Here is a 24,974-nt window from a genome sequence, read left to right as displayed (position 1 = left end):
TTGTTGCCAATAATACCTATCGTGCCGAGTTTTTATACGATAACCTGCAGATCCAGAATAACATTATCAACTCATCCTACCTTAATCAGGTTAAAAAGCTGATGTTTTTGGGCTCCAGCTGTATCTATCCTAAACTGGCGCCACAGCCTTTAAAAGAGGATGCCCTGTTAACAGGCCTGCTTGAACCAACTAATGAGCCTTATGCTATTGCTAAAATAGCAGGTATAAAAATGTGCGATGCCTACCGCGCGCAATACGGTTGTGATTATGTATCAGTTATGCCTACCAATTTGTACGGCTATAATGATAATTATCATCCGCAAAACTCACACGTGCTGCCGGCGTTAATCCGCCGGTTTCATGAGGCGAAAGAAAATGGCGCGCCCGAAGTTGTTATTTGGGGTAGCGGTTCGCCTTTGCGCGAGTTTTTATTTGCCGATGATTTGGCCGAAGCCTGTGTTTACCTGATGAAAAACTTTAGCGAAGCCGGTTTCATCAATATAGGCAGCGGTAAAGAAATCACCATTAAAGATCTGGCCCTGCTAATTAAAAATATTGTAGGTTACGAAGGAGAATTGACCTTTGATGCCACTAAACCCGATGGTACGCCACGCAAATTAATGGATGTATCTAAACTGGCAGAAAAAGGGTGGACATACAAAACCGAATTAGAAACAGGTATTAAGCTTGCCTATGAAGATTTCCTGGTGAAACACGTAGAGCGCTAAGCAATTAAGTATATATCAAATGCTTAAAGTTTTTAACAGATAAATAATGAGTAAAACAATAGTTTTTGGTGCTTCGGGTCAGTTGGGCCAATGTTTTAAAAAGCTTGCCGCAGATAACAATCTCGATTATCTTATTTTTCCTAATGAAGACGAAGCCAACATATTGGATACCGAAGCTTTAGAAAAAGTATTTGCTGCCCATCAACCCGCGTTCGCTATTAATTGTGCCGCATATACCGCGGTAGATAAAGCCGAGGATGATGTGGCAACCGCTTCAAAGGTTAATAAAACAGGGGTAGAGAACCTGGCAAGGTTGTGCAGTAAGTACGATACTACACTTATCCATACTTCAACAGATTTTGTTTTTAAGGGCGATGTATCATCACCGCTTAAGGAAGATAGCGTAGCCAAACCTATTAATGTTTATGGCCAAACCAAGCTGGATGGCGAAAAGGTTATTCCTGTTTTGCTGGATAAGTATTTCATCATCCGCACCGGGTGGTTGTATTCCGAATTTGCCAACAACTTTGTAAAAACCATGCTTAAGCTGGGCGCCGAAAGGGATGAGCTCAAAGTTATTGCCGACCAAACTGGTACACCTACTTATGGCATTGATCTGGCAGGGTGCATTATTCGTATCATTGAATCGGATAGCATAGCATATGGCATTTATCATTACAGTAACGAGGGTATAGCATCGTGGTATGATTTTTCAAAGGCTATTTTTGAACTATCGGGTACCGATGTAAAAGTTATCCCCGTACCAACCAGCGAATATAAAACTCGTGCTGTAAGGCCGGCATATTCTGTTATGGATAAATCAAAGGTCAAACAAACATTTGGCCTGGAAATTCCGTATTGGAGAGATAGCCTTGCGGTTTGCATCGGCAGGTTAAAACAACAAAACTAATTAGCGATTATAAGGATGTCAACCTTTTGGAATGAAATCACTAATTCAATAATTCAATAAATCACTAATTATCCCAGCATGAAAGGTATCATATTAGCAGGCGGATCGGGCACAAGGCTTTACCCAATAACCCAAGCCATAAGTAAGCAGTTAATGCCTATTTACGATAAACCCATGATCTACTACCCGCTATCGGTTTTGATGCTGGCCGGGATAAACGAGATCCTGATCATTACTACTGCCGAGGATAATGCCGGTTTTGTACGCCTATTAGGCACAGGCGAAGAAATTGGCTGCCGCTTTGAATATGCCATACAAGAAAAACCAAACGGACTTGCCCAAGCTTTTGTTATTGGTGCCGATTTTATTGGAACTGATAAAGTAGCGCTGGTACTGGGCGACAATATATTTTACGGATCGGGCTTTAGCAAACTGATACAAAGCTTTAATGATGTAAATGGCGCGGCCATATTTGCCTACCCGGTTGCCGACCCGGAACGTTATGGGGTTGTTGAATTTGATAAAGACCTAAAAGCGGTTTCCATTGAAGAAAAACCGCTGAAACCAAAATCGAAATACGCGGTACCCGGATTGTATTTTTATGATAACAGCGTTGTTAAGATAGCCCAAAACATTGAGCCATCTCCACGCGGCGAGTACGAAATAACCGACGTGAACCGTGTCTATCTGGAACAAGGAAACCTGCATGTAGGTGTTATGGACAGGGGGACCGCATGGTTAGATACCGGTACCTTTGATTCGCTAAGCGATGCAACCGAATTTGTGCGGGTAATAGAAAAACGCCAGGCAAAAAAAATTGGTTGTATTGAAGAAGTAGCCTACCTGATGGGATATATTAATGCCGGCCAGTTACAAGTACTGGCAAACAAATATATTAAAAGCGGCTATGGGGCTTACATACAATCGGTATTAGATAACGGATAACTATTTATAGTTAGGCTAAAGCCAATTTTCATTATTTCATTATCCGTTGGTTAAAACCAACGGCAATAAATACCTCCATTCATTGCCGTTCCCATTTATGGGACGGAACTTGAAGCTAAGTTGGCGGCTTTAGCCGAAATATTTAAGCTTAGCTCTTAACGCTATTTATTTCTGATAGCATATTTGCAACAAGATTTTCATCGCCCGCATCAAACCAAATAATATCTTTATCCTTACGGAACCAGGTAAGTTGCCTTTTGGCGAAGCGACGGGTGTTTTGCTTTATCTGCGCAATGGCCGTATCTACATCTGTTTTGCCATCCAAATAATCAAATAGTTCAGTATAGCCTACCGTGTTTAACGCGTTGTACTGGCGATATGAGGTTAAGCCTGCAACCTCCTCTAACAAACCGTCTTTCACCATAATATCTACCCGTTGGTTAATGCGGTTATATAATTTTTCGCGGGGCATGTCCAGCCCAAGTTTAATAATATTGAATGGCCTTTTGTTGATTTTGGAGGTGCGGTAAGATGAAAAAGTTTTGCCGGTGCTTTCGTACACCTCTAAGGCCCTTATAACGCGCTGTGGGTTGCTGATGTCAACCTCGCTGTAAAATGCAGGGTCAATTTCTTTCAATCGCTCCTGTAGGGCCGCTATGCCGTTTGCAGCTAATTCGGTATTTAACCTGTCGCGAATATCGGGGTCAGCAGTCGGCAGGTCATCAAAACCTTCGGTAATAGCCCTGATGTATAAACCCGAGCCACCGGCTAATATCACCACATCATGTTTCTGAAAAAGCTCATCAAGCAATTGCAGGCACTGGCGTTCAAAATCGCCTACAGAGAATGGCTCGGTAATACTATGCGAATTAATAAAGTAATGTGGTGCGGCGGCTAATTCCGCCCCGGTGGGTTTTGCCGTACCGATAGAGATTTCACGAAAGAACTGCCGTGAATCTGCAGAAACAACTACTGTATTGTAATGCTGCGCCAAACTAATGGCCGCCGCTGTTTTCCCGGAGGCTGTAGGGCCGGCAATTACAATAAGGGTTTTATTTGTAGGGAGTTCATGGTTCATAGTTGATAGATCATGGTAGCCTCCATGCTTAGCACTGCTTTATGAATTTTTACTATGAACCATGAACGATAAGCCATGATCTAATTAATAATCGTCGCGGCCGGGTTTGTCTTCGTCTTCAAATTCTTCATCGTCGCCAAATCCAAATTCATCTTCTTCGCCTTCGTCATCAACTTTCTTTTCGTCTGCCTCATCAATACCGGTATCAGTTACTTCAGAAAAATCTTCGGCATCTTCCGGGCTATAAGCCATTTCATTTAAAAAGTCGAAATCTTCATTAGGTGTATCGGCAGCAGCAGCGCTTGGGTTAAATACATTACCAAATTGTTTTGGTGCTTCGCCAACAGAGCGTACAACGGAAGGGTATGTAACGCCCGGTGTATCTTCCAAAATTATTTTCATCAGTTCTACATGAAAATCAAATGGCCTGTCGAAATTAAATGTGTAGTAAAATTTTTGATGCGGATCATCAATAAAACTGCTCAGCTTTATTCTTTCCATCAAAGGGATCTTGCGGTCAATTCTTTTCTGATTTGGCATATAGGTTATCTCCTCGCCCTTCATCCACTGGTCGTTACTGATATAAAAAGAAGACGGATATTCATGGTTATAACCGGTACTCTGGTGTATAGCCTTATGAAGATCCTCAAAGGTTTGATTAGATTTTACATCAATATCCCGGGAAACGTCGTCATAATCTTCAAAAGTAACCCTGAACCTGTATAGTGCCATTTTTTTAAGTAGTTTTTGTCAAAAATAGTAATGTTATTTTAAATTGTGGGTGCAACAACTTTCAAGCCAATTTCTGTTCCTTTTACAATTGTGAAGTTTATTGCAGCTTCGCGTTCGTTAGGAATTTCGCCTTCCAGTATCGCTTCCCGTATTTTATTCTTTATAATGCCCACTTCGCGGCCTTCGCCAATGCCAAAAAGCTTCATAATATCCTGTCCGCTTACCGGCGGCTGCCAGTTACGAATATTATCGCGCTCTTCAACATCTTTTAATTTTTGCTGAACAAGCTCAAAATTGTTACGATACTTTTTAACCTTGTATTCGTTTTTTGTGGTAACGTCTGCTTTACACAACAGCATTAGCGCCTCAATATCATCGCCGGCCTCGAACAGTAGCCTGCGTACGGCCGAATCTGTTACGATAGATTGCGATAACACAATGGGGCGTAGGTGCAGTTGTACCAGTTTCTGTACCAGCTTCATTTTTTCGTTCAGCGGTAATTTTAGCTGCGCGAATATTTTGGGGACCATGCGGGCACCTTTATCCTCGTGACCATGAAATGTCCAGCCATGGGTGGGTTCAAAGCGTTTGGTTGGCGGTTTGGCAATATCATGCAATATGGCAGCCCAGCGCAGCCAAAGGTCGTCAGTGGTTTCGCAAATGTTATCCAGCACCTGCAGGGTGTGGTAAAAATTATCTTTATGGCCTTTACCGTTAATTATCTCTACACCATATAATGCCACCATCTGCGGGAAAATAATGTGCAGCAGACCCGTATCAAACAGGTAATTAAACCCAATTGATGGTTTTGGCGACAGGATGATCTTGTTCAGTTCATCTGTTATGCGTTCCTGCGATACAATGTTTATTCGTGACAGGTTGCTTTTTATCGCCTCAATCGCCTCATCATCTATCCGGAAATTAAGTTGACTTGCAAAACGTATGGCGCGCATCATTCTTAAAGGGTCGTCAGAAAAAGTTTCTACCGGATTTAGCGGGGTTCGGATCAGTTTTGCTTCCAAATCTACAATTCCGCCAAACGGATCTATCAGTTCACCAAATTGTGAACTATGAAGGGCGATTGCGAGTGCATTTATGGTGAAATCGCGGCGTTTTTGGTCGTCTTCAAGCGTTCCGTTCTCAACAATTGGCTTACGCGAGTCTGAGCGATAGCTTTCCTTGCGGGCGCCTACAAATTCCACTTCTACATCCTGGTAGCGGAGCATGGCCGTACCAAAGTTTTTAAAAATCGATACCTTAACATTTAGCCTGGCGGCAACCGCTTCGGCAAAGGCAATACCGTTGCCCAAAATAACTATATCAATATCTTTAGATGGGCGGTTCAGGAAGATATCGCGCACGTAACCGCCAATTGCGTAAGCCTGCACATCTTGTTCGGCAGCAAGTTTAGAAATAACAGAAAATACCGGATGTTGCAGGTGTTTTTTCATATAAAGGCTGCGAACAGGCTTGTATTACAGCGCAAATTTAGCGATTATAAAAAAATTAACGGCGAATAAATTCGAAACCGCCGTTTGGGGCCAGGCGCATTATGGTTGATGGCTTTTTAATTTCGGTGCTATACTGGTCTATGTCAACCACATAATCAACCCCATCAATAATATCCTGGTCTATCTTTGAAAAGTATTCGGGCGATGGCTGCCCGCTAATATTGGCCGATGTTGATACCAAGGGCTTGCGTAAGCGCTGAATTAACTGCTGGCAAAACGGATGGCTGGTAACCCTTATACCCACACTGCCATCTTCGGCAATTAAGGCCGGAGAGATATTTTTTGCACCGGGCATAACCAGTGTTAAAGGGTTTTCGGCGTATTCTATTAGTTCGTAGGCAATATCGGGCACTTCGTTAATATAGCTTTGCAGCTTGTTATCTATATCTACCAAAATGATCATGCTTTTGCTTTCTTCGCGCTGTTTTAGTTCGTAGATCTTTTTAACAGCATCGGTATTGGTGGCATCGCAGCCAATACCCCAAATGGTATCGGTAGGGTAAAGGATAATGCCCCCATCCTGTATAATTTTTAGCGCCTTGTTTACTTCGTCTTTAAGCATGATTCAGGTGCAAACTTAATGCATTTATTATTTTTATTTCATCTAACATTTCCATGCACTTAGGAATGCCGTATAGTTTGCAGGTATTGCGCACACAGGGCTCGCATATTAATTCACCATAACGTATAACCGTTAAGCCTTGTTTATTATAAGGTGCAGTGTTGTTTTCATTACCTGCGCCAAATAACACAATGGCAGGCACCCCCACGGCATTAGCCAAATGTGCCGGCCCTGAATCGGTAGTTAAAACGGCTTTGCTGCCAGCCATTAGTTCGGCCAGCCCTCTCAGATCGGTTTTGCCGGCAAGGTTTTGCAATCTGTCGCCGTTGTTTAAACCGATAAGCAGTTCATCAATAAATACCGCTTCCTTAGGTGAGCCTATAAAAGCGAAGATTGTAACCTTAAAAGTAGAAGTAAGGGTATTGATAATGCTGCGGCCTTTATCAAGGGGCATCCTGCGGGATGATGCTTCAGAATTAAAGTTGATGATAACCGTTTCTTTCAGTTCAGTAGATATCTGAGCCTCTAACCCGACTTGTTTATTGCTGATAGTTTCGCCGGTGAAACTTTCCAGCAGGGAAACATACTCATTTACCCGGTGCAGGTTGGCTGGTTTCTTAAAAGATCGCGTTAGCAAAAAGAAACCACCTTCTTTATTAAAACCTACGCGTTGTTTTGCGCCACTTGCCCATGCCATTACAAAGGATGACAGCGAGTGGGGCAGGTTGAAATAAATATCATATTGTTCAGTGCGCAAAGATTTACCAAAACGATAAACTCCGCCTAAGCCATTATATTCCTGTTTCGAGAAAAGATGAATCTTGTTAATGCCGGGAATAAGCAAAGCAATGCCACCCAGTTCTTTTTTGATGATGACATCAATTGTGGCATCAGGATAAAGCTGCCTAACAGCATTGATGAAAGCGGTGCTCATCACCACATCGCCAAGCCAGTTGGGAAGGCGAATCAAAATTTTGGGATTTGAGATTTGAGATATGAGATTTGAGACAGGCTGCATAATCTAAGCGTTGTAAGGCCATGCTGAAGCTAATCTCAAATCTAATATCTCACATCTCATACTTATACTGCTACGTTATTTTCCCTTAAAGCATCATTTAATGATGTCTTTTTGTCGGTAGATTCTTTACGTTTTCCAATGATAAGCGCGCATGGTACATGGTACTCGCCTGCTGCAAATTTTTTGGCATATGAGCCTGGTATTACTACCGAACGGGCAGGTACACGGCCTTTATATTCAATTGGCTCGGAGCCTGTTATGTCAATTATTTTGGTAGACGCGGTTAAAACCACGTTAGCGCCTAAAACTACTTCACTTTCTAAATGTACGCCCTCAACTACAATAGCACGCGAACCCAGGAAGCAGTTATCCTCGATAATAACCGGGGCAGCTTGTACGGGCTCTAATACACCGCCAATGCCAACACCGCCACTTAAGTGTACATGCTTGCCTATTTGCGCGCAAGAACCTACAGTAGCCCAGGTATCAACCATGGTGCCTTCATCAACATAAGCGCCAATGTTTACATACGATGGCATCATAATAACACCTTTAGCCAGGTAAGCGCCATAACGGGCAATACCATGGGGCACTACACGCACACCAAGTTCTTTATAGTTGGTTTTTAGTTTCATTTTATCATGAAACACAAAAGGGCCAACTTTAATTTCTTCCATAGCACGGGTAGGGAAGTATAATATAACTGCTTTTTTGATCCAGTCGTTTGTATGCCAGCGGGTGCCTATTAGTTCGGCAACACGTATTTCGCCTTTATCCAATCGCTCAATAACAGTATTTATGGCATTGATATAATCATTTTCACTTAAAAGGGTGCGGTTATCCCAGGCATCCTCAATCATTTTTTTAAGGTCGATCATCAGAAATATAAATTTTGTCAAATTAAAGGAATTTTAAGGAGATTTGTTTTATAGTAGTGTTAAGAATATAGATAGCGCCATGGCTGAGAAAGAAAAATTAAGAATTGATAAGTATTTATGGTCGATACGTGCGTTTAAAACCCGTACGCTGGCTTCCGATGCCTGCAAGGCAGGGCGTGTTAAACTGGAGGGTAATAATATAAAGCCATCGCATGAGGTTAAAATAGGCGAGGTGTACACCGTATCAAAAGGGCCGGATAAAAGGGTGCTAAAAGTTACCGGGCTGTTAGAAAGCCGTACCGATGCCAAAACCGCCGTTATGTTTTATGAAGATATTACCCCGGAAGAAGAAACTCATGCGTTTAAATCAGTGTTTCATGCACCTTTATTAAGCCGCGATCGCGGTACAGGCCGCCCTACAAAGCGTGATCGAAGAGAGATTGATGACCTAAAAGATGACTTTTTTAAATAAAGTAAAAACAATTAATCCTTGTATGCGTTTAATCGTCGCATTCGGGAATGAGGGTGCTGCTGGCTATTTTAGAAGAATGTTTACCAAAAAAGTAATTAATATTCAACCAATGGCGGCTATATCACTCATTAAAATTGCCTTTTTTTAATTCCGTGTAAAGGCTAATGCGTTTAATTACATTCTTTTAATTTAACAAAAAAGTCTACTTTTGCCCCAAATACCATTGAAAAAATATATGAAAAAAAATATCTGCCTTAATATTTTTTTGTTCTTCACCGCTCTTGTTATATTATCGTCCTGTGCCAATCAAAAGCGTATTGTCTACTTTCAAAAAGAACTTAACGAGTCTGATACCATAAATGTTGCTAAGCAATATGTGCCAACAATACAGCCCGGCGATATCTTAGCTATACCTATAAGTTCGCTAAACCCTGCCGCGAGCAGCTTTTTTAACCCATATAATGTGCCAAGTGGTAATATTGGCACCGATAACACTAATGCTGTTACAGCAACCGGAAGTTTACCTTTAACGCAGTCTACTGCAAATGGAAATTTAGTAGATGCCAATGGTATGATTGAATTGCCATTAATTGGTGCGGTTAAACTTGGGGGCCTTACAACAGCGCAGGCACGTGATACCATAAAAAATCGTTTAAAAACATATTTAAAAGAACCTACAGTAAATGTTAGGTTTTTAAATTACAAAATATCAATAATGGGCGAAGTTGCACGCCCATCGGTATATGTAATACCAAATGAAAAAGTAACCTTGCCGGAAGCACTAAGTATGGCAGGCGATCTAACCATATTTGCTAAGCGCGAAAACGTTTTGATTGTTAGAGATAACAATGGAAAAAAAGAGTTTGGCCGGGTAAACCTAAACACAAGAGAAATATTTACCTCTCCGTATTATTATTTGCATTCGGGCGATTTGGTGTATGTTGAACAAGGCAAGAGTAAGACTGCACAAACTGAGCAATCATACCGTCTTTTACCTATAATACTAAGCGCTTTGTCGTTCCTTGCAATCATATTTAGCAGATATAAATAATACTCATTCTACCGATACATACAAATGACCACTAATAACGAAACTAACAATCTTGAATTTCAGGATGAGAATGAATTAAACATAAGGGAAATTTTACACAAATACCTTATTCATTGGAAATGGTTTATATTATCCGTTATCATTGCAACAGCCTTAGGCTATGTATATGTTAAATTAACTACCCCGTTATATAAAATAGAAACCGACCTTTTAATAAAGGATAATAAAGGTAATTTAGGTGGCCAGGACGATCTTTTAAAAGATCTTGACCTGTTCACATCTGATAAGATAATTGACAACGAGATTCAAATACTTCAATCGCACACCCTGTTACAGCGTACTATTGATGCTTTAAACCTGCAAACTACTTATTACAATACAAAAGGTGTACGCAAGCACGAATTATATAACCGTGTGCCTTGCAAAATAGAGCTTTTAAAAGCTGATGATAGTGTTGATTATAGTTTAGTTTATACTTTTAGTTTGATTAATTCAAAAGAGATAAACATAAATGGTAAAAAATACCCCTTAGGCCAGCCAATAAATATTGGTGGGGCTGAGTTTTTGGTAACCCCAAGCCCTTCTGCGCCCAAAAGCGGACTAAATGACCCAATTGAGTTTAAATTTAATGATAAAGAGTTACTGATTGAAAGCCTTAGCGGAAAAATTAAAGTAGACCCGGTAAGTAAACAAGGTACAGTTCTTATTATTACCCTTGAAGATGCATTGCCATCAAGAGGTGAGGATATTTTAAACCGATTAGTTTATGAATATAACAAGGCTGCTATTGATGATAAAAATCAGGTTACTTCAAGTACGCTGGTGTTTATTAAGGGCCGGTTAGAGAAGTTACAGGAAGAATTAGGCACGGCCGAGAGAAAAGTTGAGAACTATAAATCGGGCAACCAAATAACTGATATCAGTTCGCAATCGCAGATATTTTTACAAAGTGTACAAGGTAACGATGCCGAATTAAGTAAAATTAATATACAACTGGGTGTATTAAAAAACATTGAAGACTATCTGTACAGCGCCCGTAATGAACAATCGCAGGTGCCATCTATGCTGGGTATAGAAGACCCTACTTTGTTAGGTTTAGTAAACCAGTTGGCAGAAACGCAGCTAAAAAGACAAAGTTTACTGCAAACCATACCAGAAACTAACCCAATTGTTATTTCTATAGATGACCAGATCAAATCATTAAAGCTTGCAATTAGCCAGTCTACTAAAAACCTGAAGAGTGGTTTGCAGGTGATAAAGAGTCAATTGGATTCTAAGAATTCTGCTTTCCAATCGGTTATAAGCCAGGTGCCTTCAAAAGAGCGTGGTTTAATTGATGTTATGCGTCAGCAGGAAATTAAGAATACCTTATTTACTTACTTATTGCAAAAAAGGGAAGAAACAGAGATCTCGCTTGCATCTACAACGGCAGATAGCCGAACCATTGATGTTGCCCGCAGTGGCAAGTTTCCTTTTAAGCCGGTAAAACAAATGATAATGTTTGTATTTGTTTTAATAGGCCTGATTACCCCTGCAGCCATTATCTACTTGTTAGATATGTTAAACTTCAGGGTTTCTAAACGGTCGGATATCGAACGTGTTACTAAAGTGCCTATTTTGGCCGAAATATCTCACTCTGAAGATGCATCGGCATTATTGGTTGCAACAAAACCAAGATCAATGGTTGCGGAGCAATTAAGAGCCTTACGTACTAATTTAAACTTTGTAATACCACAAGAAGGGCACAGGGTAATGCTATTTACATCAAGCATAAGCGGCGAGGGTAAATCGTTTATCTCATTAAACCTGGGAGCAAGTTTAGCTATGTCTGGCAAAAAGGTAGTCATATTGGAGCTTGACCTTCGTAAACCTAAATTACATGCAGGTTTAGAGATAGATAACACAAAAGGACTATCAAACTACCTTATTGGTGAAGTTGGTTATAAGGACATTATAAAGAAGATAGCTCAACAGGAAAATTATTATATAATTACCTGCGGCCCTATACCTCCTAATCCGGCGGAACTTTTGGTAAATGGCAAAATCAAAACGCTTTTAGACCAGCTTAAACAGGATTTTGATTATATTTTGTTAGATGCCCCGCCAGTAGGTTTGGTAACAGACGCTCAAATATTGGCCGAATACGTTGATGCCACTTTATTTATTGTAAGGCATAACTACACAGCTAAAAATCACATCACATCTATTCAGAATTTTTATAGCAACAAAAAGTTCAAGAACCTGAATATTGTTTTAAACTCCATTGATGCTAATGGTGGCTATGGTTACGGCTATGGTTACGGTTACGGTTACGGTGGGGGATATTATCAGGACGATGAAACCCCTAAAAAGAAATCTTTTTTCGCTAAAAAATCCAAATCATAATTGATATATGCCTGATCTACCGCAGGTATCTAAATAATTATATAATAAAACACACCATCTATGCCATCACTTGAAAAACAGACCGATCCAATTAAAATTGCCGTTATAGGTTTAGGCTATGTAGGCTTACCGCTTGCATTAGAGTTTGCGAAACAGTACGATGTACTGGGATTTGACATAAACAAAGACAGGGTTGAAGAATTAAGCCGCGGTGCAGACCGTACCAAAGAGGCTGATATTGAAGAACTGTTAAAAGTTATTGAATCTAAAAAGACAAACGCTAATAAAGGATTGCATTTTTCTTATAACAGAGAAGAATTGCACAAATACAATATTTTTATAGTTACTGTACCTACGCCCATAAATCAGTTTAAAGCCCCAGATCTTACTCCGCTTATAAAAGCATCTGAAATGTTGGGTTCGATACTAAAAAAAGGTGATTTAGTTATATATGAATCTACTGTTTACCCCGGCTGTACCGAGGAAGATTGTGTGCCTGTTCTTGAAAAAGTATCTGGATTGAAATTCAACGTTGACTTTTTTGCAGGCTATTCTCCAGAGCGGATTAACCCGGGCGATAAAATCAATACGTTAACAAAAATCAAAAAAGTTACCAGCGGCTCTACTCCGGAAATTGCTGAAAAAGTTGATCAGTTATATCGTTCAATAATAACAGCAGGTACACATAAAGCACCAAGCCTTAAAGTTGCAGAAGCCTCAAAAGCTATTGAGAACGCACAGCGCGATGTTAATATATCTTTTGTGAACGAGCTTTCTTTAATATTTGACAGGATTGGTATTGATACTAATGATGTAATTGAAGCTGCCGGAACTAAATGGAACTTTTTAAAATATAAACCAGGTTTGGTTGGGGGGCATTGTATAGGTGTTGACCCATATTACCTGGCACACAAGGCAGAGTCATTAGGTTATCATCCACAAGTTATTTTATCAGGTCGCAGGGTTAATGATAACATGGGGCCCTTTGTTGCTAACCGTGTGTTAAAACTTATGATTGATAAGGATCATAAAATAAAAGGTTCTAAGGTGCTAATAATGGGCATAACGTTTAAAGAAAATTGCCCGGATGTTCGTAATACCCGTGTAGTAGATATTTATCATGAATTAAAACAGTTTGGTTTAAATGTAGATGTTTATGACCCATGGGCTGATGCCGCAGAAGTAAAGCACGAATACGGAATAGATATTTTAAACAAACTACAAGATAACGTTATATACGATGCTATTATAGTAGCTGTAGCTCATGACGAATTTATTGAATTTGATTACCACAAGATCAAACGCAACAATGGGGTTATATTTGACACCAAAGCTTGTTTAGACAGATCTTTAATTGATGGCAGATTATAATATAAGCTTCCATAACAAATTAGCTATAGAGGGTAGTTTGGTATTATATATTAAACACTCATAGCGCAATAAGAACTGGATGAAAAAAATAATAGCTCTTGATGGTATCAGAGGAATAGCTTGTTTGCTGGTTTTGTGGGCCCATTTCCCACTTTTACAAGGAGGTATCGGATTCAAATACTTTCATTTAGCTTCAAAAGCTGTATATGCGGGTTACATTGGTGTTGATATATTTTTTGCACTAAGTGGATTTTTAATCACCCGGATTTTACTATGGGAAAAAGAGCATAATAAGTTTAGCTATGGTAATTTTTACTTTAAGCGGTTTATTAGGATATTCCCGGTGTATTACCTGGTTATACTATTAGTAGGGTTAATTATATCATGGTCAAAAGTGGGGTGGTCGGCACTGTATCTATCAAACTACTACTTTTCTTTTAATGATAGTGAAAACGCTTTAAGGCATACATGGTCTTTATGTGTTGAACAACATTTCTATATGTTTTGGCCATTTGTTATAAGCTATTTTTCGGTAGAGCGGTCGAACAAAATAATAGCATATATTATTCCTGGCGTAGCCATTTTATCGGCAATACTCGCCTTAATGTTTTTTGATAATGGCGTGCAAATTATAAACAGGGTTAGTAACGTGCGTATTTTAACACTTTGCCTGGGAGCATTATTGGCTTATAACGAAAGTAAGATAGATCAGTACTCTATTAAAAAACCTGCTTTTTTAGCCGTATTGTTTTTAATTTGTACCTGCGCATGTCATTTAGTTCCAAATGTTCCTTTAATGTCTTTTGGAAGGTTTATATTTTCTGCAGCTTTTTCGTATTACTTTTTACTGAGTATTTTGATCATAGCCTTCCAGGGGATATATCCACGGTTACTAAAGTTCTTTGATAATTCTGTAATGCGGTTTTTTGGTAGAATAAGTTATGGTTTATATCTATTCCATTTACCCATTTTAGTTTACTTCGGGGTATCACATATGGATAATGTAGACAGCGTACCTATAAAACTGGGCTTGTTTATATTAATGCTGTGCATTTTAATACCAACACTGTCCTATTACCTTTTTGAAAAACCACTGTTAAAAATAAAGAACAGGTATACTATAATAAAAGGGCAAGTGTAACTAATAAGTTATTATACATACCAACAATTGTGTTAAAAAAATTCTTTTCATATACCGCAGCCGAGGGCTTAAGTAAAGCTCTAAACTGGTTAACAATAGCTTTACTGCCGCTGGTTCTTAGCCCGAAGGAGTATGGTATAGTTGGTTTGCTGGTAGCGATTGAAGGGATAGTTTCTACCATAACTTTAATAGGCCAGGAAAAAGCTATTTTTAGGTTTCATAATCCAAAAAGCTTTAATGTGTTAAAGTATTCTTTTCAATTGGTTACATTGTTTTTGATATTAATTATGTTGATATCTGGCGGTGTGTACTTATTGAAGAAGGAGATGTTTAACATCCCCATATTTCCTCACCTTATTGTTTTCCTTGTATCAATTTTGTTTTATAACCAGGCACGTTTATTAATGTCGCTCTCGCGTATAACAGAAAATGCAGCTATGTTTTGGAAAACCCGCGCGTTATATCAGATCATTAAAATTGTGGCAGTATTTATTTTGGCATACTGGTTTAAAAGCGGTTTAAGTTATATATATGGATGTTTTGCAGCAGGCTTTATATTCTTTATTATTTATGCCAAGCTCATTTACAGTAATTATAAACCACTGCAAAGTTTAGCTAAATTTGATAAGAACACTGTATTGTTATTAGGCTTTGGTGTTCCGCTAATATTTCATGCTATGAGCGGTAATATATTGAGCTATGCCGATAGGTTTTTTGTTAACGGCTTTTTAGATAGTAAACAGTTAGGGGTATATACATTTGTATACTCATTGGGAAGCAGTATCTTCTTTTTTTATGGTACCGTAGCCTCTTACTTTGAACCCTTAACCTATAGGCATCATGATAACAAAGCGGCTTATCAAACCATACTTAAGTTTTACCTTGTGTTTGTACTTATATGTGCCGGGATTTTAGCATTTTCAATAAAATGTTCATTTGAACCAATTATTTTAAAATACGTGTCAAAAGATTACATATTGGGAATTAACTGCCTTGGGTATGTTTTAGCAGCCCACTTAATAATTCCGTTTTATACAGTAGCCAATTATGAGTTAGCAGTAATTAATAAAACTAAGTTTATTGCAACATCAACGGTACTATCTGCCATAGTTAATATTGGCTTAAACTTTCTATTTATACCTAAAATGGGTATTGTGGGTGGTGCTATATCTACCTTTTGTACTTACTTGTTCTTAGCGCTCATAACCAATTTGTGGAGCAGGATCAAAGCCGGTTGGGATACTGTTTATTTGAGATTTATTTTTTTGATGTTTCTGTTTGTAAATGGCCTATTGCTTATAATGGCATATTTTAATAACCGTATGCCTGTGCAGGTATTGGTATTTGCAATTGGGATAATAATTTTATCGGTTTTATTGTTTTCATTATTTAAAAAACTTAAGGCTGTATTTGCTATACAGCCTATTAAAGGGGTAGTTGCATAATGTTACAGATATTCATTTTATTATCCATACTGTTTTCGGTAATATGCTCTATTATCTTAGTTAAGGTATTTAAGACTAAAAGGTATCTTATAGTAAAGCCGTCTTTTTGGTTCCTGCTATTTTTTCATGTTCAAATACAATGGTCGTCTACCATATATAGTATGGAGATATTCCAACGGCTGGAGCAACCTTACTTATTTTTCGCACTTACGCAGGTGCTTCCCTTGTTGTTTTGCTTTATAGTACAAAGAACTTACATCAACACAGCCAAAAATATTTACTCAAAGCTATATCAAACCAATAAAATAATCCCCGAAAAAGATTACAAGTTTCTACTTAGCTTGATATTTGTATTATCGGTAGCAATTGTTGGTATATTTTTGCTAAACACCCCTTTAAAGAAAACCGGACTATTCCAAATATTTAGCGGCAGCGATGCATTGGACTCAACTATAGCACGTGAGGAGTCATTAAAAAATGCACCGGCTGTTGTAAGATATACCTATGTGTTTTTTAACAAGGTACTGGCTATAATTGCAGTTGTTATAATAACAAGGGGGCTTTACAGAAACTTCAAAAATAAGCAATGGAAGAGCTTTGCTCTAAAGCTCACGCTTATATTGTTCATCGCTTTAATGTCGTCTTTATCCGGGGCAAGGTCACACGGGATTTACGTATTGCTTAGTTCGATAATTACCATTTTGTTCATAGTAAATTTCGAGGTGCCTATATTAACTATTGTAATTTCTATACTGGTATTATTGTTTGTGCCGGTGTCCTTACAGATAAATAAGTTCCATGGTAATTTTAGTTTAGAAAATATACTCTTCACCTATAATGAGATATTACTGAGGAGGAGCATAAAGGTCCCTATGGAAACCGGGCTAACCTGGCTCGACTATGTACAACGACACGGTATTTGGGGCATTAACGGGATAAGCTTCTTAAAACCCTTCACGGGCGATAATTATGTAAACGTAGCCAACTATATGATGAACCAGTCAAGTGACAGGTTATCGGTTGATTCGGGATTAATGAATACATCTTTCATCTTTTCCTACTATTCGTACATGGGGTACTTTGCCTTTATATTATACCCATTTCTTTTTATGCTATTAGATATATCATTAAAAGTTACAAGAAAGCTTAATATACGCCTGCTGTTGCCGGCAACCGTATTATTATGCCTATGCTGTATAAACCTGGTTAATACCGAATACCATACCATCTTACTTTCTTATGGCTATTTAACAGGATTAGTGTTTCTGTCTATCATGAATAAGCGAATGAGTAAAAGAAGCTTAACATAAGAGATCATATTAAAGCAATGAAGGAAAAATTATTTTTTTTTGTACTATATATATACAGGGTAATACAACACTGGCGTGTTCCCATCTTTGAGAAAATAGCCCAGGTAGATAATGTAGATTTTAAGATACTCCACGGCCCTGATTTTAAAGATACAAAAGTTGTAAACTCAACAGGTGAAATTTCTTTTAAAAGCAAAAAAAATATAATTTTAAAATATAGTAAGCTAAGTTCGGGTTTTTTATATACAACAATCTTCCTGACATTTATAGGATCATTTATTATCTTACTTATATTGTCTAACATAGGATTAACTAGCTTATCTAGGTTTTTCACTATTCCTGTCCGTTTATTAATAGTACTAGGTTTAGGCGTTGGTTTTATATTGAACCCTAAAACCAAGAATCGTTATTCAATAAACTTAATGATTTGGTTCTCTTTACTGTACCTCTTTCGTATTGCAATGGATTTTATTCAAAATAACCGGTACGGCATTAGCTATCAAGAGGTTTTTTTATATTTCTTATCATTTGGCTGTCTACCGTTTATATTCGCCACTCGCATTCGATTAAATGCACATTGTCTTAAGATAATTTTTAACGCCATCCTTTTGTCGTCGTTTGTTTTCGCATTATTGGCGGCAACTGTGTATAAACAGTTTATCGGATCTAGTATCGGGCGCGTAACTATAGATGCAGCAGGAAAGGAAGTTTTATCTCCTTTAATATTATCATATTGCGGTGCGCTCGCAATCGGTGTTATTGTTTCATTTTTATTTGAAAATGCGTCATCATTAAGTCTAAAAACCTTTTGCATTTTAACCATTGCACTTTCACTTATTCCATTTTTTTTAGGTGCATCAAGAGGATCCTTAATTGCCCTCTATGTTCCTTTTCTTATGATTATGATATCAAAAAAAAGAAGTGTTTTTGCAAACGTTAAAATCATCGTTTTGATATTACTATCCATGGTAATACTATTCTACTTAGCGCAATTGTTTGGTAGTAATTTATTTGAAAGGTTAAGTAATACCGATAAGGACATAAGCCAAGGGAACTCGTCAGCTATTCGAACTGTAATCTGGAAGCAATCTTGGGCGCAATTCACTGAACATCCTATAGCTGGTGACAAATTTCAAGTGGTCGGCTTCGCCTTCTATCCCCACAACATCATAATCGAAGCGCTACAAACCACCGGAATTTTAGGGACCTTGCCTCTCTTATTACTAATAATTAAAGGGTTAACAGCTTCTTTTAAAGTTTTGAAGTTTGAGCAACGTTACTCTTGGGTAGTGGTAATTTTTATACAAAGTTTAGTTCAAAATATGTTCAGCGGAGCTTTGTATAAAGCGGGCTGGTTTTGGTTCTCTTTAGCCCTTGTTATAACATTAAATATATCAATTGAAAGGAAACGGAAAGCTATAGGTGTTACATTGGTTAATGGTTCATACAAGACAATTTTAAATAAAGCATAATTATGAAAATTGTATTTGTTTTTTTATTTAGCGTCGAATTCTTTCTTTCGGTAAATGTGTATTCTCAAAAAGTCGATGCCAAGTTTCATTTTTATATCAGGAAGGATAGTTATAGTGACGAAACTCCTTTTAAAAATAATGACCTGTATCGGTTCTATCGGGTTTTGGGGCAAAACGGTATAGATCCGCTAAATCAAAATATTGTTAACAAACAATTGATAAAAAATAATTTGGACAAACTTTATCCTGATAAAAATGCCGCAGGCATATTATCGATCGATTTGGAAAACGATGCGTTCAAAAATCTGCAAAGGAAAAATTTTAACGACAATAAATTCAACGATGCAGTTGACCAATTTGTGCAACTAATAAATGAGATAAGGATGATCAGGCCTAATTTAAAAATTGGCATATACGGGTTGCCATTCAGAACTTATTATACTTATCAAAACTATTGGAACAATAACCACAAACTTGATAAAGTATTAAGTTTGTGCGATTTCATTTCACCATCACTTTACATACTTTTTACTGATAAAGAAAAAGGATCGTCTGCCAATGAAAAATACCTTAGGCAAAATCTGCAAGTTGCTTTGGAGTATGGAAAACGATTGAACAAACCCGTTATACCTTTTATATGGTACATGATTAATCCTGGTAACAAGTTACATGGCGGCGAGATAATAGAAAAGCAAGATATGTTAAATTATATATCAATAATACGTAATTATAACATAGATGGAACGAAGGTTAAAGGAGTATTTTGGTGGGAAGGAAGCGAAAAGGGCACAAAAAAGATCATGAAGATACCAAGATCGTTATCGAATGTTGATTCAAATAAAATAAAAGACAAGATCATAATTGACTATACCCGCCCATTATTATATCATTAAAAATGATGGGTTTACGATATCAAAACCGCACTTTACTTTAAAAAGTTAATGAAAAAATTAAAAATTTTTGTACTATACAGGGTAATACAACACTGGCGTGTTCCCATCTTTGAAAAAATAGCTCAGGTAGATAATGTAGATTTTAAGATACTCCACGGCCCTGATTTTAAAGGTACAAAAGTTGTAAACTCAACAGGCGCAATTCCTTTTAAAAGCAAAAAGCTAATTTCATATAAATTACAAAAGCAATCAGCAAATGGGCTTATTGCAATGCCATTTAGCCCATTCCTGTTTTTTTATCTCTGCTTTCAGCAGCCGGATGTGATATTAACCGAGGGGGCCTCAAATTTTTTAAATGCTATACAAGGATTTGCGTATTGCAAATTATTTGGGAAAAAATACATTTGGTGGAGCCTTGGTAAACTGCAAAAGCGTGATTATGATGTAAGCAGGAAAAAAATAGATCGTATTGTTCAATACATGGAGAAGCATAGCGATGCCATAGTATCCTACAGTACAATAGGTAAACAGTACTTTTTAGCGATAGGGGTTCCCGAAGAAAGAATTTTTGTGGCCGTAAATGTGGTTGATACCGCCAGCAAACTGGCGGCATTAAAAACTATTGATACAGATGCCATTTACCGCGAGTTTCATAAAAACCATTCGTTTAATGTTTTGTTTGTTGGGGCACTTAACAAAGAAAAAAACATTGAAATGTTAATTAAAGCTTTTGCTAAGCTTGAAGCCAAACATACAGATGTTTCCCTGAATATTGTTGGAGGTGGAAACCATTCCGAGGTCTTAAAAGCGCTATCAAATAAATTGGGTGTAAAAAAAATCAATTTCACAGGTAACATGATAAAGGGCGTTGAAAATTACTTTATTGGATCTGATGTGTTTGTTTTGCCAGGGCTTGGCGGGTTGGCGGTTTCTGAAGCTATGACATATGGCTTGCCTGTTATTGCTTCTATAGGCGATGGCTGTGAAGCAGACTTAATAGATGAAACCAATGGTTTGCTGGATGTGGATTTGAATGAGGATAGCTTATTTAATTATCTGGAGAAACTCTATAACGATCGCGAATTATTGCAATCATTAAAACAGAATGCAAAGCGCAAAATAGAGGAACAGTACAATGTTGAAAATTATGTAAAGCAAATATCAAATGCCATCAATTACACAGTTTCCAAAAAAAGTTTATAAAGCGCTCCGCATGGCGTATCTGCTTACTGTGAAATATAAATTCTCAGAAGTGGGTAAAGGCTTTTACATGGGTAAAAACAACTTTATCAATTGTAAAAAATTAACGGTAGGCAACTTTGTTTATATCGGTAACAATTGTCATTTATCAATTGATGATCTTAAAATTGGCGACTATACCATGTTTGCTTCCCGCGTTTCTATTATAGGAGGCGATCACCGTTTTGATGTAGTTGGCGTACCCATTAGGGATACAGGCCGTGCCGAAAGAAAAGGGGTAGTTATTGGAAAAGACTGCTGGCTGGGCCATGGGGTTACCGTATTGGATGGCGTTGAGATTGGTGAGGGAGCTATTATAGCGGCATGCTCGGTAGTCACCAAATCAGTTGAGCCCTATAGCATATATGCAGGCATACCCGCAAAAAAATTAAGAATGAGGTTTGATAACGATTCTGATATCAAACTTCACAGTAAATCTATAAACGGAATTTTTATTTAGCCGATGAAACAACTCATACAATCATTTAAAACCGGGGAAACTATATTAGAAGAGATTCCTGCCCCACAAGTATCAAGAGGAAGCGTACTTATAAAAACCTCCAGAAGCCTTGTATCATTGGGTACAGAAAGAATGCTGGTAGAATTTGGTAAGGCAAACCTTGTACAAAAAGCCCGCCAGCAGCCAGATAAGGTTAAGCAGGTATTAGATAAAATAAAAACCGAAGGCTTAGTGCCCACGCTTGAAGCTGTGTTTAACAAACTTGGCCAGCCGTTGCCGTTAGGTTACTGTAATGTAGGTAAAGTTATAGCAGTAGGCGAGGGCGTTAGTGAATTTAAGGTAGGCGATCGTGTGGCATCAAACGGCCCCCATGCCGAGTATGTTAACATTCCTAAAAACCTGGTTGCATCTATACCAGATAATGTGAGTGATGAAGAAGCTGCATTTACAGTTATAGGCGCCATAGGCCTTCAGGGGATACGCCTATGCGAACCCACAATTGGCGAAACTATTGTTGTAATAGGATTAGGCCTTATTGGTTTGCTTGCAGCCGAATTACTTGTAGCAAGCGGTTGCCGCGTAATAGGTGTTGACCTGGATCCTGCAAAAATAGAGATCGCCCGTAAAAAAGGTATACTGGTTGTTAACCCCGTAGCAGGAGATGACGTAATTAAATCGGTAATAAATATAACCAACGGTATTGGCGCAGATGGCGTTATTATAACCGCATCAGCTAAAACAGATGAGATCATTTCGCAAGCAGCGCAAATGAGCCGTAAACGCGGCCGTATCATTTTAGTAGGTGTTATTGGGCTTAACCTTAGCAGGGCTGAGTTTTATGAGAAAGAATTGTCATTCCAGGTATCATGCTCATATGGCCCCGGTCGTTACGATGAAATGTACGAGCAATCTGGAATTGACTACCCTGTGGCATTTGTACGCTGGACTGAAAAAAGGAACTTTGAAACCATCCTGCAGTCAATTTCAACCGGGAAGCTTGACGTTAAGTCATTAATAACCGAACGGGTAGCATTAGAGAACTACAAAGAAATTTATGACAACATAAGTAATAAGGGTTCAATAGCATCTGTATTAGAGTATCCGGAGGAAAGTAACGCATCAAACACGGTTGTATTACACCAGGGTAGTTTTAGTGCCGGCGAAGCTGGTATTGGAATTATAGGCGCTGGTAACTTTACCAATATGACTATGTTGCCGGCTTTAAAAACAGCAAATGCAACAATTGTGTCTATTGCAAGTGCAAGTGGCTTAAGCGGTACCACAATGGCTAAAAAATATAATATAGCCAAGAGTACTACAGATTATAACGAGATATTAAGCGACCCTGCTGTAAACCTGGTAATGATAACTACACGGCACAATCAGCATGCGCGTATGGTTACTGCAGCCTTAAAAGCGGGTAAGCATGTATTTGTTGAAAAGCCGCTGGCGCTTACCGGTGCGGAGCTGGAAGAAATAGTTGCAGCTTACGACGGTACCAAAACATTAACCGTTGGTTTTAACCGCAGATTTTCACCGCATATTCAAAAGATAAAAAAACTGGTAGGCAACAGCCCTATGAATGTTATAGCTACCATGAACGCGGGCAGCATACCGGCCAACGTTTGGGTACATGATATGAAAGTTGGCGGTGGCCGTATAATTGGCGAGGCCTGCCATTTTATTGACCTGATAACGTTTTTAACAGGCAGCAAGGTAAAAGCCGTTGTAATGAATGCTATGGGCACAAACCCCCAAGAGAATACCGATAACGCTTCCATATTACTTAAATATGAAAACGGTAGTACCGGTGTTATCAACTACTTTGCTAATGGCTCAAAATCATATTCAAAAGAACGGGTTGAAGTTTACTCGCAAGAGCGTATCGCTGTAATGGATAACTTCAGGGTTACCGAAGGTTATGGCTTTAAAGGATTTTCGAAACTAAAAACAGGTCTGGATAAAGGGCACAAAGATCAGTTTAAGTTACTTATAGATCGTGTTAAATCTGGCGGCGATTCATTGATACCCTTTGATGAAATACTAAATACAACAAAGGCGTCGTTTGGTGCTATAGAAAGCCTAAAAACAGGGGCTTGGGTATCAATAACTTAAATATCATGAAACGATTAGTGAAAGAAAGCCGTGTAGCAAATTTAGCTATCAAAGCTGCATCAGTTATATTTTTAACATTTGTATCTATATCAGCTGTAAAGGCAGATGATATACGTATAAATGCAACGCCAGGGCAGGTATATAACCTGCCGGCTTCATTGAATGATACGCATATTATCATAACCGGTAGCGGTAGTTCGGGGGCGCCCTTTATTGTTGCCGGTGCAGGTGGTAAAACCACACTCAGAGGTAACAGTAGCATAATTGTTACAGGTGATTTTATTACCGTACGCAATGTGTCTTTTGTAAATAACCAGATAAATTACCGTGATTACGAAGCGTTGATTCAGATAGGTACAAAGAAAAATTCTGCAAATAATAATACCATTAGTAATTGCGATTTTCAGTACACAGGTACGTTCCCGGATATGGATGTAAAGTCGCAGTTTTACTGGATCGAATTTTTTGGGAAAACCAATCTGGTTGATAAATGCACTTTTGAGGGTAAGCAAAACAGGCTGCCGGTAATCCACGTAAACTCAAAAGGTTGGACTGGGGATAATAACACTATATCGAATTGCATTTTCAGAAATGTAAAATCGCGCAAGGGCGAAGCATTAGAAGCTATCAGGGTTGGGTTTGGTAACAGCCGTTCAAACTGTAAAATTATAAATAACAACTTCCTTAATTATTTCGGCGATTCTGAAACGATAAGCTGTAAATCAAGCGGGGTTATTGTTTCCGGCAATACGTTTACTGATTGCCGTTCGGGCGTTTCATTAAGGCTTGGCGATTCATGCCAGATCATTAATAATAAGTTTACCAATACCATATGGCCTGTAAGGGTGAGCGGCGCAGGGCATGTTATAAGTAACAATGTATTTGACAGCCCTACCAGCAGCATTACTTTTATGAAAGGCGGCACAGGGTGTACTTATAAAACTGTAGATAATATAACCGTTAACGATAATGTATTTGTAGGCCAGCTTGATTTAAAAGTATTGCAGAGCAGCGATTGCGACGAATTGCCTAAAGGAGTGCTTATGCGTAATAATTTTTTATACACCAATGGCTTGTATAAAATTGCCGAGGGTGATTACGGGAGTGTTATGCATGGCATGTCACCCGCTCTTAAAGCCCGTACAGACGGGATAAAAGAATTTAAGTACAGTATGAAAAACTTTAGTCCTACTACCGATAGTAAGATTATGCAAAAACTTAAAACCTACCAAAATCTTAAAATAAACAAATAAATAAA

Annotated in this window: 22 protein-coding genes; 16 read left to right on the top strand and 6 right to left on the bottom strand. The window is 38.4% G+C overall.

What is annotated here, in order from left to right:
• The 3 genes from JWQ85_RS17010 to rfbA form a co-directional block, all read left to right on the top strand.
• On the top strand, positions 1-728 hold a 728-nt coding region (locus JWQ85_RS17010), incomplete at its 5' end, for a GDP-L-fucose synthase (protein WP_299470110.1).
• A gap of 46 nt (positions 729-774) precedes the next feature.
• Positions 775-1,638: a dTDP-4-dehydrorhamnose reductase gene (gene rfbD / locus JWQ85_RS17005; RefSeq protein WP_299470108.1), complete on the top strand. Its 864-nt coding sequence runs from the start codon at positions 775-777 to the stop codon at positions 1,636-1,638.
• Between the two features lie 78 nt (positions 1,639-1,716).
• Positions 1,717-2,583, top strand: coding sequence for a glucose-1-phosphate thymidylyltransferase RfbA (rfbA, locus tag JWQ85_RS17000; RefSeq protein WP_299470106.1), 867 nt, complete (start codon positions 1,717-1,719; stop codon positions 2,581-2,583).
• Positions 2,584-2,731: 148 nt separating this feature from the next.
• Here rfbA and miaA read toward each other — a convergent pair whose 3' ends face one another.
• The 6 genes from miaA to JWQ85_RS16970 all read right to left on the bottom strand — a co-directional run bounded on the left by miaA (position 2,732) and on the right by JWQ85_RS16970 (position 8,362).
• Complete coding sequence (gene miaA / locus JWQ85_RS16995; RefSeq protein ID WP_299470105.1) at positions 2,732-3,661, bottom strand: tRNA (adenosine(37)-N6)-dimethylallyltransferase MiaA; 930 nt, start codon at positions 3,659-3,661, stop codon at positions 2,732-2,734.
• An 84-nt stretch (positions 3,662-3,745) separates the two neighbouring features.
• Positions 3,746-4,393 carry a hypothetical protein gene (locus JWQ85_RS16990; RefSeq protein WP_299470103.1) on the bottom strand — a complete coding sequence of 216 codons (648 nt, stop codon included), beginning with the start codon at positions 4,391-4,393 and terminating at the stop codon, positions 3,746-3,748.
• Positions 4,394-4,431: 38 nt separating this feature from the next.
• Positions 4,432-5,844 carry an HD domain-containing protein gene (locus JWQ85_RS16985; protein ID WP_299470102.1) on the bottom strand — a complete coding sequence of 471 codons (1,413 nt, stop codon included), beginning with the start codon at positions 5,842-5,844 and terminating at the stop codon, positions 4,432-4,434.
• 55 nt (positions 5,845-5,899) lie between these two features.
• Positions 5,900-6,466: an L-threonylcarbamoyladenylate synthase gene (locus JWQ85_RS16980; protein WP_299470101.1), complete on the bottom strand. Its 567-nt coding sequence runs from the start codon at positions 6,464-6,466 to the stop codon at positions 5,900-5,902.
• Complete coding sequence (locus tag JWQ85_RS16975) at positions 6,459-7,436, bottom strand: glycosyltransferase family 9 protein (protein WP_299470100.1); 978 nt, start codon at positions 7,434-7,436, stop codon at positions 6,459-6,461. Before JWQ85_RS16975 ends, JWQ85_RS16980 begins: the two co-directional genes overlap by 8 nt.
• A gap of 110 nt (positions 7,437-7,546) precedes the next feature.
• Positions 7,547-8,362 (bottom strand): 2,3,4,5-tetrahydropyridine-2,6-dicarboxylate N-succinyltransferase, encoded by an 816-nt coding sequence (locus JWQ85_RS16970; RefSeq protein WP_299470112.1) that lies wholly within the window; start codon positions 8,360-8,362, stop codon positions 7,547-7,549.
• A gap of 79 nt (positions 8,363-8,441) precedes the next feature.
• Between JWQ85_RS16970 and JWQ85_RS16965 the strand changes: the two genes are divergently transcribed.
• The 13 genes from JWQ85_RS16965 (at position 8,442) to JWQ85_RS16905 (ending at position 24,969) form a co-directional block, all read left to right on the top strand.
• Positions 8,442-8,834 (top strand): RNA-binding S4 domain-containing protein, encoded by a 393-nt coding sequence (locus tag JWQ85_RS16965; protein WP_299470099.1) that lies wholly within the window; start codon positions 8,442-8,444, stop codon positions 8,832-8,834.
• Between the two features lie 235 nt (positions 8,835-9,069).
• Positions 9,070-9,885: a polysaccharide biosynthesis/export family protein gene (locus JWQ85_RS16960; protein WP_299470098.1), complete on the top strand. Its 816-nt coding sequence runs from the start codon at positions 9,070-9,072 to the stop codon at positions 9,883-9,885.
• Positions 9,886-9,909: 24 nt separating this feature from the next.
• On the top strand, positions 9,910-12,270 hold the full coding sequence (locus tag JWQ85_RS16955) for a tyrosine-protein kinase family protein (protein WP_299470097.1): 2,361 nt from the start codon (positions 9,910-9,912) through the stop codon (positions 12,268-12,270).
• A 60-nt stretch (positions 12,271-12,330) separates the two neighbouring features.
• Positions 12,331-13,641, top strand: a complete 1,311-nt coding sequence (locus tag JWQ85_RS16950) for a nucleotide sugar dehydrogenase (protein ID WP_299470096.1) — start codon at positions 12,331-12,333, stop codon at positions 13,639-13,641.
• Positions 13,642-13,720: 79 nt separating this feature from the next.
• On the top strand, positions 13,721-14,782 hold the full coding sequence (locus JWQ85_RS16945) for an acyltransferase (protein WP_299470095.1): 1,062 nt from the start codon (positions 13,721-13,723) through the stop codon (positions 14,780-14,782).
• A gap of 29 nt (positions 14,783-14,811) precedes the next feature.
• Positions 14,812-16,227: an oligosaccharide flippase family protein gene (locus JWQ85_RS16940; RefSeq protein ID WP_299470094.1), complete on the top strand. Its 1,416-nt coding sequence runs from the start codon at positions 14,812-14,814 to the stop codon at positions 16,225-16,227.
• A gap of 161 nt (positions 16,228-16,388) precedes the next feature.
• The gene (locus JWQ85_RS16935; RefSeq protein ID WP_299470093.1) at positions 16,389-17,537 is read left to right on the top strand and encodes a hypothetical protein; all 1,149 of its coding nucleotides are present in this window, start codon (positions 16,389-16,391) and stop codon (positions 17,535-17,537) included.
• 17 nt (positions 17,538-17,554) lie between these two features.
• Positions 17,555-19,009: an O-antigen ligase family protein gene (locus JWQ85_RS16930; RefSeq protein ID WP_299470092.1), complete on the top strand. Its 1,455-nt coding sequence runs from the start codon at positions 17,555-17,557 to the stop codon at positions 19,007-19,009.
• 2 nt (positions 19,010-19,011) lie between these two features.
• Positions 19,012-19,902, top strand: coding sequence for a hypothetical protein (locus JWQ85_RS16925; RefSeq protein ID WP_299470091.1), 891 nt, complete (start codon positions 19,012-19,014; stop codon positions 19,900-19,902).
• Positions 19,903-19,950: 48 nt separating this feature from the next.
• Positions 19,951-21,105 (top strand): glycosyltransferase family 4 protein, encoded by a 1,155-nt coding sequence (locus JWQ85_RS16920; RefSeq protein WP_299470090.1) that lies wholly within the window; start codon positions 19,951-19,953, stop codon positions 21,103-21,105.
• Entirely contained in the window at positions 21,068-21,601 is a 534-nt protein-coding gene (locus JWQ85_RS16915) for an acyltransferase (protein WP_299470088.1), read from the top strand. The genes JWQ85_RS16920 and JWQ85_RS16915 overlap by 38 nt, the downstream gene beginning before the upstream one ends.
• 3 nt (positions 21,602-21,604) lie before the next feature.
• Positions 21,605-23,716: a bi-domain-containing oxidoreductase gene (locus JWQ85_RS16910; protein ID WP_299470086.1), complete on the top strand. Its 2,112-nt coding sequence runs from the start codon at positions 21,605-21,607 to the stop codon at positions 23,714-23,716.
• Between the two features lie 5 nt (positions 23,717-23,721).
• Positions 23,722-24,969: a chondroitinase-B domain-containing protein gene (locus JWQ85_RS16905; RefSeq protein WP_299470084.1), complete on the top strand. Its 1,248-nt coding sequence runs from the start codon at positions 23,722-23,724 to the stop codon at positions 24,967-24,969.
• Positions 24,970-24,974: the final 5 nt, after the last annotated feature.

The organism is Mucilaginibacter sp. (assembly GCF_028288105.1).
Lineage (GTDB): Bacteria > Bacteroidota > Bacteroidia > Sphingobacteriales > Sphingobacteriaceae > Mucilaginibacter.
This window is presented reverse-complemented; position numbering and strand designations above follow the sequence as displayed.